Source organism: Yoonia sp. SWMV100 (assembly GCF_056108365.1).
The window spans coordinates 509,317-522,158 of the sequence record NZ_JBWBAQ010000004.1 but is presented as its reverse complement, the minus strand read 5'-3'; the positions used below and the strand labels follow the sequence as shown (position 1 = coordinate 522,158).

The window sequence follows — 12,842 nt, the reverse complement described above, 5'->3', positions numbered from 1 at the left end:
ACCGCTTTGCCAACGCACATCGGACGCCTAGCAGCCAAGTAGCACCCCCACCGTAGATGGGGCCGCGATTGTGATGCGCCCGGGACATATTTGCACGAAATCTAGAAAAAGGCGCAGCCGTCCGCGTGTTCCACGTTCGCGTGAGCCTACGCTTGCTTATCGCGCATAATAATACGCGCCGAGGCTGCCGATAAACGTCAACATCACCAGCACGGAATCCGACCCAAGCATCCCTAATTTCGGTTTGCGCCGCACGATCAGCCCGACCAGATAAATAGCCGTCACCGCGATCCCAAATGTTAACGCAAGGCTGACCGTTTGCGACGTACCCTGCAAAATTGCCCCCCCCCGATAAAGAACGTCAGCGGGAAATACCAACACAAGCATGATCAGGTTACTGCCGAAAATATTCGATATCGCCATCGTATACGCCCCCATGCGGGCAGCGGTGATGCTTGTGGTCAGTTCCGGCAACGACGTCGCCGCAGCAAGCAATGTCACCCCGATAAAACTGGCCCCCAGCCCCGACTGCGCGGCGATCCTTTCTGCGAAAACGACCAGTAATAGACCAAAGACCAGGATTGCAAAACACGCTGCGATGGCTTGAATAATCAGGCTTTGATTGCGTGCTTTTCCATCATCTGCCTTGGTGAATAACGGGCGCTCTTCGGTGTCGGGCAGGTCAACTGGCACCCAGTCACTGGAACTATCGTAGCGGCGCAAAATCCAGATCGTGCTGATGTACGCGAGAGCGACAACAATGCTGCCCAGCCCGACCTGAAACACCACGATCGTTTCACCAAGATTTATGATAATCAGCGTGATCGCCAGCAAAAGCACCAGCAAAGTCGCTTCAAGCGCGTGGTTGGCCTTGCGGGGATAGCTGGTAATCGCACCGCGCGCCCAGAAATCGGCCACACCCAGAATGGCGGTTTGCAGCGCGATCCCTCCAAAGAGGTTGTTGAGGACAAGATCCTGCACCTGACTGACCGCCGCCGACAGGGTTGTTGCAACCTCGGGCAGTGAGGTGGCGAGCGACAGCATTAACAGACCGACCAGCGATTTCGCCAGTTTGTAGCGGTCAGCCAATGCGTCAGCAAGATAGGCCAGTCGCGCACCTGAAAACCAGACAACACCCGCGCAAAGCGCGAAAACCATCAAACTTTGGATCAGCGTTGTCACAGGAATTTCCATGCTCTTTGCCTGACCGATTTTCGCATCACCGCTTTGATTTACCTCAATCACGGGGCGACTGGGCGCGGTATAACGCTGTAAACACGAGGCTTCATGATGTTCTCAAATACTTTCAAGATTTTTTCTTTGGGTGGTTTCGACATCAAACTGGACCCAAGCTGGTTTCTGATCGCGGGACTGATCACATGGACGCTGGCGACCCAATATTTTCCTGCCACGTTGCCCGATCAAACCGGGATCACCTATGTCACCCTTGCCGTCATCGCGATGCTTGGGTTCTTTGGATCGCTATTGCTGCATGAATTGGCCCATTCCTACGTTGCTCGCCAATTTGGCGTGCACATCGTGGGGATCACCTTGTTTTTGTTCGGGGGCGTTGCGGAGCTCAAAACCGAAGTGCCGTCGGCCAAGGCAGAGGTGTGGATCGCCCTTGCCGGCCCCGCCATGAGCATCGGATTAGCCGCCGTGTTTATGGTCTTGCGCGACGTGGGCGGGTTAATTGGCCAATCCCCTGCCAGCATTCTGGCCTACCTTGCGACGATCAATTTGGTCATTGCGGTCTTCAACATGTTTCCCGCCTTTCCGCTGGACGGCGGCAGGGTGCTGCGCGCCTATTTATGGCACCGCAACGGTGATAAGCTGCGTGCAACACGAACCGCCGCGCGTTCAGGGACTTTCTTTGGATATGCGCTGACGTTTGTGGGGGGGCTTGCCTTGTTCGGCGGCGCCGCGACAACGGGCCTCTGGTATATACTCATCGGCTTTTTTATCTTGGGTACCACGCGCTCTGCCTATGAACATCAACTGTTGCAAAGCACCTTCGCCGACAAGACCGTGGGCGAAATGATGATCCGCGATCCCGTCGTGACATCGCCTGACCTGACACTGTCAGAATTCGTCAATCAGGTCATGCTCAAGCACCGCGTGAGCTTTGTCCCGATTTTAGCAGACGGCGTGCTGATCGGGCAGATCGACAAAAGTGTGCTGTCATCCATTGACCGCGAAAACTGGACGAGTACGCGTGTCGGCGACGTTTTCGCAGGTTTGGACTATGCCACGACGGTCGCGCCGCAAATGCCCATTCCCGATCTGCTGGCCATCATTGCGCGCACCGGTCAGCGCAAATTTCTAGTGACGCAGGATCATCAGTTATCGGGGGTGATCACGCTGGCTAACCTGATTGGCCATTTGCATTCCGCCGATGGCGCACAGCGCAGCGCCTATTGGTGACAGCTAAACAGCAAGGCGCTGATATGTCATCGCGCGCCGATGGCTTGGGTTTTCCTGCGCCTAGCCCATTCCGGGGGTGGTGCAATCCGCAGCGTCGAGGGTCAAAACAGGGTCATCGGGTCCGCATTCATCGCCAGATACGGGGTAATGTCCCTCTTGCGCGCAGCTGGCGATCAACAAAAGAGCAAGAAGCGGGATATATTTCATAACAAACCTCAATAAATGATTGTTTCTGCATCGCAAAAATAGCGGCTCAAGCCGTCACCTGATTGATGTTTGTCAAGGCAGCGGCTGTTTATCCTGAATTGACCTCGATCAACGAAGACGCTTTGGTGCTACCCTAGAAGATGAACATGAATGAAAGCGCCCCAAACACTGTCCCAAAGCCCACCCAACCGCAGATGACCTGCGCGCAGGGGGTTTTTGTACTGCGCGGCGATCTGCTGATTGGCACGGTTGAACGCCTGCAATGGCATCAAGGCATGGCCGATGTCATCGACCTGAGCGGGGTCACGCGGTTTGATACCGCGGGCGCATGGGCTGTGGTCACTTTAGAACGACGCCTGCGGGCCGCTGGCCTGGCCCCACGTATTAGCGGCGCAACAGCATTGCAAAATGATTTGCTTGCCACGCTGCGCCAGAACATGCCGGACGTGGACAGCCCCGCTGTCGCGCGTCCCAGCTTGACGGACTGGTTGGAAAATCTGGGCCGTCACGTGGCAGCGTCGGTGCAAAAAACCTTGGCAATCATCGGGTTTTTAGGGCGCGTCATGGCCACAATCGCGGGCTTATTACTGCACCCTGCGCGGATCAGATGGACAGCAATTGCCTATCACATGCAGCAGGTGGGGCTGAATGCCGTGCCAATCGTGTCTTTGATGGCGTTTCTGATCGGCGTTGTCCTTGCATTTCAAGGGGCCACACAGCTGCGCCAATTCGGAGCGGAGGTGTTTGTTGTCGATCTCATCGCGATCTCCATCCTGCGCGAGCTGGGGATACTGTTGACCGCGATTATCGTCGCCGGCAGATCCGGATCAGCCTTTACCGCCGCCATCGGGTCAATGAAAATGCGCGAGGAAATTGACGCGATGCGCACGCTTGGACTGGACCCGATCGAGGTGCTGGTCGCCCCCCGCGTGATCGCCCTTATCTTGATGCTGCCGATTTTGGGAATTATCGCCAATTTTGCAGGGCTTTTTGGTGGCGCATTGATGTCGTGGGCAGAACTGGGTGTGTCGCCGGGTGTCTTTCAATCGCGCTTGGTCAGTAATACCGACGTCTGGCATCTTGGTGTTGGCCTGATCAAAGCCCCGTTTTTTGCGCTGATCATCGGAATCGTTGGGTGTTTCGAAGGGATGCAAGTCAAGGGGAACGCTGAATCCTTGGGGCATCTGACCTCGACCTCTGTGGTGTTGTCGATCTTTCTTGTCATCGCGACGGACGCGCTGTTTTCCATTTTCTTCGCAATGGTGGAGGTATGAACAATAGTGATGCCATCATTAGCGTGCGCGGGCTTGTCACCCGTTTTGGCAATCATACTGTGCATGAGGGTCTTGATCTTGATGTGCGCCGCGGAGAGATCATCGGCATCGTCGGCGGATCGGGTGCAGGTAAGTCGGTGTTGCTGCATGCGGTGGTGGGACTGCTGAAACCGGTTGCGGGGCAGATCACGGTTTTTGGTGAAAACGTGCGTGATACCAGCGCCGATGACTACCGTCGTCTGCGCCGCAGGTGGGGTGTGATGTTTCAAGACGGTGCGCTTTTTTCATCGCTGAACGTCCAGCAAAACGTCGAAGCGCCGATGCGCGAACAGTTGGATTTGACGGCTGCGACACGCGCCGCGCTCGCTGCGGTGAAGGTGCGCATGGTGGGCCTGCCCGATACGGCACTGCCAAAAATGCCATCGGAACTGTCAGGCGGAATGCGCAAGCGCGCGGGGTTTGCCCGCGCCATTGCACTGGACCCTGAAATCGTATTTCTGGACGAACCCACTGCGGGGCTTGACCCGATCGGCGCAGCAGCTTTTGATGCACTGATCGCCCAGTTGCGTCGTGCCTTGGGATTAACCGTGTTTATGGTCACCCACGACCTTGATAGCTTGCACGCGATCTGCGACCGTATCGCCGTATTGGCAGAGGGGCGCGTTCTGGCAACGGGAACGATGGCGCAAATGCAAGACATCGATCATCCTTGGGTGCAGGCCTATTTCAAAGGGCCGCGCGCCCGCGCAGCCCTTGCTCAGAAGGGAACGAGCTGATGGAAACCCGCGCCCACTTTATTATTATCGGGCTTTTTACGGTGCTGGGAATCCTTGGGGGGTTGGGATTCTTCTTGTGGCTGGCAAGTGTCCAGATTGACCGGCAATACGCGCAATACGGTGTGCTATTTGACAATGTTTCGGGTCTTGACCAATCCGCAGACGTTTTGTTCAACGGGGTTTCTGTGGGCCGCGTCACGGGCATACGCATCTGGGAAAATGACCCCAGCAAAGCATATGTTGCGCTTGAAATCGATGCGGCGACGCCGATTGCAGTGGATACAATCGCCCAGCTTGAATCCCAAGGTGTCACAGGGGTCGCCTATATCGCATTGTCTGGCGGCGCGCCCGGGTCTGCGTTGCTAACCCCTGAAATTGACGGCCCGCCCATCATTGCGTCGCGACAATCCTCGTTTCAATCTTTGGTCAACAGTGCGCCCGAACTGATCGCGGACGCAGCCGACATCATCAGTCAGCTTCAAAAGCTGACAGGCGCGGAAAACCAAGATCACGTGCGCAGCATTCTGGAAAATGTCGATCGTGCCACCGCGAACCTGGAACAGGCGCTGACCGACTTTTCCGATATTTCCGAGACGCTGCGCGCCGCAACCACGGACGTGACGGGGTTTGTCGCGGGGTTCGAAGGGGTCGGCGCAGCGGCCAAATCCACCTTGGATGCTGCCGATACGTCATTTGCAACCATAACTGAGACATTCGAAAACGCCAATGCAGCGATCGAAACGCTAAGCCCGGCGATTGATCGGGCCAGTACAGCGCTTGATGCCATCAACACACTGATCGCAGATGATTTTGCCCCGCTGGCCAGTGATATCCGCACGACACTGACCAACGCAGACGCGGCATTGGCAAGCGCAGATCAGGCTTTTATCCGCGCAGACAGCGTGATGGAAACAGATGTGGGGCCGGCATTGGCAGACGCGCGTACCGCCCTGAATGATGTGGCCGTGACACTGTCGTCTGTCACAGCAGATGTACCCGCGATCATGACGGACCTGCGCGCAGGCGTGGCCGAAGCCCGCAGCGCAATTGCCGCCCTCGCCCCCGGCATGCGCGACTATAGTGAATTAGGTGGCGAGGCGCGCGCCGCCGTGCGCGCCCTGAACGACATGATCCGCCGTCTGAGCCAGAACCCCGCAGGATTTGTTCTGGATAACCGCGTACCCGAATACAGAAGGTAGTATGATGACACTGACAAGACGCACATTTGCATTGAGTATGCTTAGCCTGTCGGGTTGCACGGCGATCAATTCGTTGAACAATGCCGCCCTGCCCCGCGACACCTACCAATTGCAGCCTGTGGCCGTTCCACAGCAAGGCAGGCGAACATCACGTAGCCTGATGGTGGTGCTGCCGACCGCGCCAGCCGCCATTTCATCCGACCGCATCATGATCCGGCAAGACTTGCTTTCGGTGATGTACCTGCCAGACGCCCGTTGGTCTGCCGATGTTCCGCAGATGATGCAATCAGTGCTGATCCAGACCTTGGCGGGGACAGAGCGGCTTGGCTATGTTGGCGCGCAAGGCGCAGGGCCAATTCCTGACGTTGTGCTTTTGACACGGATTGACGCATTTGACGTCACCGCACAGGATGGCGGCACCTTTAGCGTCCGCATCTCTTGCGACTTGACGGTGCTGCGCGACCGCGACCAGCGCGTGCTTGGCACGCAGCGTTTTTCGCAGGCACAGGTGTTGAACAATGACCGCACTGAAACCATTGTCGCGGCATTCCAAAACCTTTTGGACGGGTTGCTGCCTGCGGCTGCCACGTGGATTCTGGCGCGGACCTGACGTTCGCGAACGGCTAAAGAAAACTGGTTGCAAGCAATAGAACGCAAGTTGCAACACCCAGATATGGAATGAACGCCGGCACGCGAAAATAATCCGCCGTAGGCGGATCGCGGTGTTTCAGGCGGATCAGCACGAGATTCACCAAGACAAAGATCACCAGTACCACCTGCGATGTGCGCGCAGCCAGCGACTCTATCGACAATGTCAGGCTCAATAGCAGGATGATCGCTGCAACACTGATTGTCGCCGTGACAGGAACCTGGCTTCGCGCTGACACCTTGGCGAACACCTGCGGCAAATGCCCCCGATCGGCCAGGCCGTAAATCACACGCGACGCCATAATGATCTGGATCAGCACGCCATTGACGGTCGCCACCACCGCGATGATCGCGAACCCGTGCAGGACCGTTGGCGGCGCCCCCGCAAATACCAAAGCAAGCGGAGCAGCCGAGGTCGCAAGTGTGTCAAGAGGAACTGCATGCAACACGGCCATCATCGTGACAACGTAAATTGCGGTCGCAAGAACCAGCGTCGATATGATGGCCTTTGGCATGGTGCGGACCGGATCTTTGACCTCTTCCGCGACATTCGCCATGTCCTCGAACCCGACAAATGCAAAGAACGCGAGCAGCGCGCCAGCGCCAATCCCTGCCCAATGCGGGCCAGTCAGGGGCGGTATCATTTGCGCCACCGTCACGCCTGACGGATCCGCCACAGCCCCGGCCCAGTATATCACGAAGACCAGCCCGCCAACTTCGATGACCGTGATCACCCCGGCGACGGTCACCGACTGCGTGATACCCCACAAAGAGATCAGTGCCATGGTTGTCACCACAACAACGGTCAGGGTCGGCGCCGCGATGCCAGTCAGCGGCTGCAGATACGAGGCCGCACCGATTGACACCGCCGCTGCGGAAATAATGCCCGACCCCGCAACCGCCAGCCCGACTGTTGTCGTCAACCACCGCAGGGAAAACCCCGCCTCAAGATAGGCTGCCTCGCCTGCACTGACGGGATAGCGCGTGGATAGCTCTGCGTATGAAAGCGCGGTGAAGGCAACAACGATCGCCGCGATCACAAAGGTCGTGGGGGCAAACAAACCCGCCTTGGCTGCCGTTGCACCGACAAGCACATAGATGCCTGCGCCAATGGTTACCCCAAGCCCGTAAAGTGTCAGCAGCGGCGCATTGAGCGCCCGTCGTAGTTTTGGGGTTCTGGTCAATCTGTTTCCAACTTGTGTGGCTTCACGCCGTTATGACGGCTGCGCGACAGGTAACATCACCTAAGGCGCGGGCCACAGTTCACGCAATTCTTGCGGCAGGCAGGCGCGCACATCCTCTACCTCGCCACGCGACACATGTGCATTGATGACGCTGAACGTGGCCTTGATATCCATGATACCTTGGTAATCAATCACCTCGCCGACTTCGTCATTGATCGCCGCGACAAATGCCGACGCGTGGCGTTCCTGAACAGGCGTCATCTTGGGCTGCCACCCCTCAAAGAACATTCCGCGCAAGATGATGGGAAGCTGCGCGGAAAACTGCGCCATCTCGTTGACGGGTAAATGATCGCGAACTTTTGCCAGCACTGTCCGCAAAAGCCTGAGAACTTCACGTTCGTTGGTCCAGCCGGTGCGCCCCGCCAAATCGTTCACCCATTCATGGGCCTCGTGGTTTGTTCGCTCGAAGACGTGGATCATGCGTGTCATTAAGAGCTCCTTTGCAGGTTAAGATGCTCACCTTGTAGACCGGTACCCCGCGCGCGGTATTGATCAAAATCAAATCGCGCAGGCCGCACCGTTGCTAAAGTGCATGTGACCGCACTGGGGCCGCATCTGTCGCCCAGCCGCAGGAGGAGCAGTGATGAAAAACCCTGAACTTGACCTTTTGATCAAGCAGCTTGAAACCACACACCCCATGAGCATCGCCGATTTTGATGGTGTTATACATGCGCTGGCGTATCTGCTGCCAGAGGTGACGACCCCAAGCGCAAATCTGATTGGCGCCACTGACCATGCCATCCAGGTCGCCGATGCGGCCTATCCCGACTGGTTTATCCAAATTCGGGGTCGCGCCAACGACAGTGACGGGCATTGGCGCTGCACCCTGCGCGAAAGCGATAGCCGCGATAGTGATGCCGCAATCGGCATCGGCCGTTCGCCAGTTCTGGGGCAGGCCGTTCTGGCGGCGGTGATCCGTCTGGCGATGGCGCAGCGGCCATAAAATGGCGGTGCAAACCGATATCCTGACGGTCACATTGAACCCGGCGGTTGATCTGGCCACGACAGTACCAAAGGTGATTGCCGGCCCAAAGCTGCGCTGTGATCAACCACGGTTTGATCCGGGTGGCGGTGGGGTCAATGTCGCACGCGCGATCTGCAAACTGGGTGGAAACGCGCGCGCGCTGATCGCGGTGGGCGGGGCAATGGGCGATAAATTACTCGCATTGCTGGCGGCCGAAGCCGTACCCGCACTGCCCGTCCGCGTTTCCGGCGAAACACGGCAAAGTTTTGCGGTGACAGATGGTAGCACTGGCGCGCAGTACAGGTTCAGCGTGCCAGGGCAGGTCCTGACAGCGCAAGACGCCGACCTTTTGCTGACTGAAATCGCAGCACACACCCCACAACACAGCTATCTGGTCGTCAGCGGAAGCGTGACCCCCGGACTGCCGGTCGATTTTCAAACGCGGATCATTGCCGCAACAGCCCAGGCCGCACCCAAGGTGATTGTGGATACATCTTATGCAGCGCTCGGTCAGTTGATCACGCATCCGACCGTTCCATTGCACGTGCTTCGGATCGATCAGGACGAGGCAGAACAGGCCGCGAACCGCACCATGCCGTCGGTCGCCGATAGCGTGAATTTTGCGGCTGATTTGCTGTCGCGCGGCGTGGCGAAAACAATCGTGATCGGTCGCGGCGCAGAAGGATCCGTGCTTGTATCCGCTGATCATCGGTTCATGTGTTATGCCCCGGTCGTGCCCGTTCGCAGCAAGATCGGCGCGGGTGACGCGTTTTTGGGTGCGCTTACTTTGGCTTTCGCCAGAGGCGATCTGCCCGATACCGCGCTGCGTTGGGGCGTGGCCGCAGCCAGCGCGACAGTGCAAACCGAAGGGACCGCTTTGTGCGATCCCGACACGGCCGCTGCACGGTTTCATGAATGCAGGCTGACGGTGATTTGACAGCCACGATTTCTGGTTGGGTGCTATAGAATAAGGTCACTGATCGGGCGTGATCAGCACAGCGCGCACGATCGCCAGGGCGCGGACCATACTTAAAGACGGATTTCTATCAGTCATGACGGGAACCACATCTGGTGTCACACCGGTGCCTGTGTTCCCGTTTTTCCTTCCGCCTGCGCCACATTGTGCAGAACTTGCACAAAACTATCGGGTGTGACTGAAATACTGTCGATCCCGAACCCCACCAACCGCTGTGCATAGGCGGGGTCATTGCTGGGTGCCTGCCCGCAAAACCCGACCTTGGTGCCCGCCTTGTGCGCCTCGCGGATGACCGTTTCGATCATCCACAGCACAGCCGGATCATCTTCGCGAAATAACTGCGCCAGCGCGTCTGAGTCCCGGTCAATCCCAAGGGTAAGCTGTGTCAGATCGTTCGACCCGATCGAAAACCCGTCAAAGCGCTTTGCAAATTCGGCAGCGCGCACCACATTGGCGGGGATTTCGCACATGACGTAGACCTGTAGATCGTTCTTACCCCTTTCCAGCCCGTTTTCGGCCATGACCGCCAAGACATTGTCGGCCTCTTCGGGGGTGCGGCAGAACGGGATCATCACGACCACATTGTCAAACCCCATCTGTCCGCGCAGCCGCGCAATCGCCTTGCACTCGAGGGCAAAGCCATCGCGGTAGCGTTCCGAGTAATAGCGCGACGCGCCGCGGAAACCGATCATAGGGTTTTCTTCGTGCGGTTCAAAATCGCGCCCGCCCAAAAGGTTGGCATATTCGTTGGTTTTAAAGTCGCTCATCCGCACGATCACCGGCTTGGGATAGCAAAAGGCCGCGATACGTGACAGGCTACGCGACAAATGGTCAACAAAGTAGTCCGGCCTGTTGTCGTATGTGGCCGTCAGGGCGGCGATCTTGTCGCGGGTCGCGGTGTCGCTGATTTTATCAAAGTTAAGCAGTGCCATCGGGTGCACCTTGACCGCATTGTTGATCACGAACTCCATCCGTGCGAGCCCGACCCCATCCACCGGCAGCCGCCACCAGCGCAAAGCTGACGCAGGGTTGGCAAGGTTCAGCATCACTTTGGTTTTTACATCCGGCAGCACGTCAACCGTCTGCTTACAAACAGTGATCTGCGATAGGCCCTGCGTGATCAGCCCTTCTTCGCCGCCCGCACACGACACGGTCACATCCTGACCGTCATGCAGCAGATGCGTGGCGTTCCCGCAGCCAACGACCGCAGGCAATCCCAGTTCGCGACTGACGATCGCGGCATGCGACGTGCGCCCACCGTGGTCGGTAACAATCGCCGCCGCGCGTTTCATGACAGGCACCCAGTCGGGATCTGTGGTTGCGGTCACAAGCACCGAACCGTCGACAAAACGCGATATGTCGGCGGCCTTTTCAATCATGCAAACCCGACCCGCAACCGCCGCATTGCCCACGCTAAGTCCGGTGGTCAGAACCGCGCCAGGATTGACGACGGTATACGACGTCAACGCCCCTGCATCGACACGCGACTGTACCGTTTCGGGCCGCGCCTGCAGGATGTATAATGTGCCGGTTTTCCCGTCGCGCGCCCATTCGATATCCATTGGGCAACCGTAGTGTTTTTCTATCACGCATGCCTGCCGCGCCAGTGTCAGGATTTCCGCGTCACTCAGCACAAACCCTGCGCGCTCGGCTTTCGAGGTCGGCACATTGCTGGGTGTGCCATTGCTGTCGTAGATCATCTTGATCTCTTTCGCGCCCAGCGCCTTTGCAAGAATGGGTGTTTTGCGATGATCATCAAGAAACGGTTTGAATACCTCGTATTCGTCGGGGTCTACGGCACCCTGCACAACGTTTTCCCCCAACCCCCATGCGGCGTTGATCAGCACTGTGTCGGGGAAGCCGGATTCGGTATCGATCGAGAACATGACACCAGAACCACCCGTGTCCGCGTGAACCATCTGCTGCACGCCGACTGACAAAGCCAGTTGAACATGTGAAAATCCGTGAATGTCGCGATAGGAAATGGCCCTGTCCGTAAAAAGCGAGGCGTAGCATTTGCGGCAGGCCGCAAGCAAAGCGGCGTCTCCGGTTACATTCAGAAAGGTTTCCTGTTGGCCTGCGAAACTCGCCTCGGGAAGATCCTCTGCCGTGGCGCTGGATCGCACGGCGACGGCGACGTCTGCCGCGCCTGCCGCCTCTGACAACCGATGGTATTGCGCTGTAATTTGTCTTGCCGTTTCGACCGGCCAATCCCCATTTAAAATGAGATCGCGTATGGCTTGTCCGGTGTCGGGCAGGGTTGCCTTGCCTGCGGTCAAAGCATCCATTCTTGCGCTGATCTTTTCATCCAGATGATTGGCCGTCAGGTAATCGCGGAACGCATCGGCAGTTGTGGCAAAACCGGGGGGTACAAGGATGCCCTTGGCCCCAAGCGCATAAATCATTTCCCCAAGCGAGGCGTTTTTGCCACCCACAATCGCAACATCGCTGCGGCGTAGTTTGGATAAATTCAAAACAAGCGGATCACGACCAGCCATAGCGACACCCTCCGAGTTGTATACGGGGGATTTTGGCGCGGCACGGCGGTGACAGACTGACATAGGTCAATCGCAATAAGGTGCCGGACCACGTCAGACAGTCGCATTCCGTGCTGCGGCGTTTCGCAACAGGCCCGTGCAAGACAGGCTGACATGACGAACAGATTTTTCGGCTCGCACGCAATCGTCAAATCCGCTCGTGAAACCTAAAGCGGAATATCGTTGGTTTCGCTGTTCCAGGCAGGCATCATATCAAGGCCCATTTTGACCAGCTTACCGGTCTGCGCCCGATATTGCGCATAAGCCGTTTCAATGAACGCAACCTGCGCGGCCTGAAGGTCTTTGGTCGATTTACAATATAGCATGTCATGCTGCGCTTTGACGTCTTCGCGGATACGGTCAGCGACGAACCTTGCCAGCTCAGCATTCATATCGGCCAGTTTTTCCAACCACACAGTACCCATCCAGCGGATCGGCCCAAGACCTGCGTCGTCGACCTGCGTCATGACCGCTTGCGCCAATTCGACAGTATCGGTGCTGACAGTGGTTTGCATATTTGACGTAGACATTTCGGCGGCCTCCAACTGTTGCGTGATCATTGGTTAGAAGGAAAATCGCGAAATGTTATTGAT

13 protein-coding genes are annotated in these 12,842 nt (G+C 57.3%); 7 read left to right on the top strand and 6 right to left on the bottom strand.

Features of this window, described 5'->3' with window-relative positions; translation table 11 throughout:
• Positions 1-156: 156 nt before the first annotated feature.
• On the bottom strand, positions 157-1,194 hold the full coding sequence (locus ACXJGX_RS11640) for a sodium:calcium antiporter (RefSeq protein ID WP_474781784.1): 1,038 nt from the start codon (positions 1,192-1,194) through the stop codon (positions 157-159).
• A 93-nt stretch (positions 1,195-1,287) separates the two neighbouring features.
• Here ACXJGX_RS11640 and ACXJGX_RS11635 point away from each other — a divergent pair, with 93 nt between their 5' ends.
• Positions 1,288-2,424, top strand: a complete 1,137-nt coding sequence (locus ACXJGX_RS11635; protein ID WP_474781782.1) for a site-2 protease family protein — start codon at positions 1,288-1,290, stop codon at positions 2,422-2,424.
• Between the two features lie 60 nt (positions 2,425-2,484).
• Here the strand turns inward: ACXJGX_RS11635 and ACXJGX_RS11630 are convergent, their stop codons facing one another.
• On the bottom strand, positions 2,485-2,631 hold the full coding sequence (locus ACXJGX_RS11630) for a hypothetical protein (protein ID WP_474781780.1): 147 nt from the start codon (positions 2,629-2,631) through the stop codon (positions 2,485-2,487).
• Between the two features lie 194 nt (positions 2,632-2,825).
• On the opposite strand from ACXJGX_RS11630, the gene ACXJGX_RS11625 reads away from it, so the two are divergent.
• Genes ACXJGX_RS11625 through ACXJGX_RS11610 form a run of 4 tightly spaced genes read left to right on the top strand, consistent with a single transcriptional unit; the run spans position 2,826 to position 6,490 of the window.
• A complete protein-coding gene (locus ACXJGX_RS11625; protein ID WP_474781924.1) occupies positions 2,826-3,905 on the top strand; it encodes an MlaE family lipid ABC transporter permease subunit in 1,080 nt (359 codons plus the stop codon).
• A complete protein-coding gene (locus ACXJGX_RS11620) occupies positions 3,902-4,681 on the top strand; it encodes an ABC transporter ATP-binding protein (protein WP_474781778.1) in 780 nt (259 codons plus the stop codon). The genes ACXJGX_RS11625 and ACXJGX_RS11620 overlap by 4 nt, the downstream gene beginning before the upstream one ends.
• Positions 4,681-5,880, top strand: a complete 1,200-nt coding sequence (locus ACXJGX_RS11615; RefSeq protein ID WP_474781776.1) for an MlaD family protein — start codon at positions 4,681-4,683, stop codon at positions 5,878-5,880. The genes ACXJGX_RS11620 and ACXJGX_RS11615 overlap by 1 nt, the downstream gene beginning before the upstream one ends.
• 4 nt (positions 5,881-5,884) lie before the next feature.
• Positions 5,885-6,490, top strand: a complete 606-nt coding sequence (locus tag ACXJGX_RS11610; protein WP_474781774.1) for an ABC-type transport auxiliary lipoprotein family protein — start codon at positions 5,885-5,887, stop codon at positions 6,488-6,490.
• 13 nt (positions 6,491-6,503) lie between these two features.
• Here the strand turns inward: ACXJGX_RS11610 and ACXJGX_RS11605 are convergent, their stop codons facing one another.
• Together ACXJGX_RS11605 and ACXJGX_RS11600 are read right to left on the bottom strand one after the other, a co-directional pair.
• Positions 6,504-7,712: an APC family permease gene (locus tag ACXJGX_RS11605; protein WP_474781772.1), complete on the bottom strand. Its 1,209-nt coding sequence runs from the start codon at positions 7,710-7,712 to the stop codon at positions 6,504-6,506.
• A 60-nt stretch (positions 7,713-7,772) separates the two neighbouring features.
• A complete protein-coding gene (locus ACXJGX_RS11600; protein WP_474781770.1) occupies positions 7,773-8,201 on the bottom strand; it encodes a DUF2267 domain-containing protein in 429 nt (142 codons plus the stop codon).
• A gap of 154 nt (positions 8,202-8,355) precedes the next feature.
• On the opposite strand from ACXJGX_RS11600, the gene ACXJGX_RS11595 reads away from it, so the two are divergent.
• Positions 8,356-8,715: a hypothetical protein gene (locus tag ACXJGX_RS11595; RefSeq protein ID WP_474781768.1), complete on the top strand. Its 360-nt coding sequence runs from the start codon at positions 8,356-8,358 to the stop codon at positions 8,713-8,715.
• Between the two features lies 1 nt (position 8,716).
• Positions 8,717-9,673 (top strand): 1-phosphofructokinase family hexose kinase, encoded by a 957-nt coding sequence (locus tag ACXJGX_RS11590; protein ID WP_474781766.1) that lies wholly within the window; start codon positions 8,717-8,719, stop codon positions 9,671-9,673.
• 137 nt (positions 9,674-9,810) lie between these two features.
• Here the strand turns inward: ACXJGX_RS11590 and ppsA are convergent, their stop codons facing one another.
• Complete coding sequence (gene ppsA, locus ACXJGX_RS11585) at positions 9,811-12,210, bottom strand: phosphoenolpyruvate synthase (protein ID WP_474781764.1); 2,400 nt, start codon at positions 12,208-12,210, stop codon at positions 9,811-9,813.
• A gap of 206 nt (positions 12,211-12,416) precedes the next feature.
• Positions 12,417-12,779, bottom strand: a complete 363-nt coding sequence (locus ACXJGX_RS11580; protein WP_474781762.1) for a hypothetical protein — start codon at positions 12,777-12,779, stop codon at positions 12,417-12,419.
• Between the last annotated feature and the right edge of the window lie 63 nt (positions 12,780-12,842).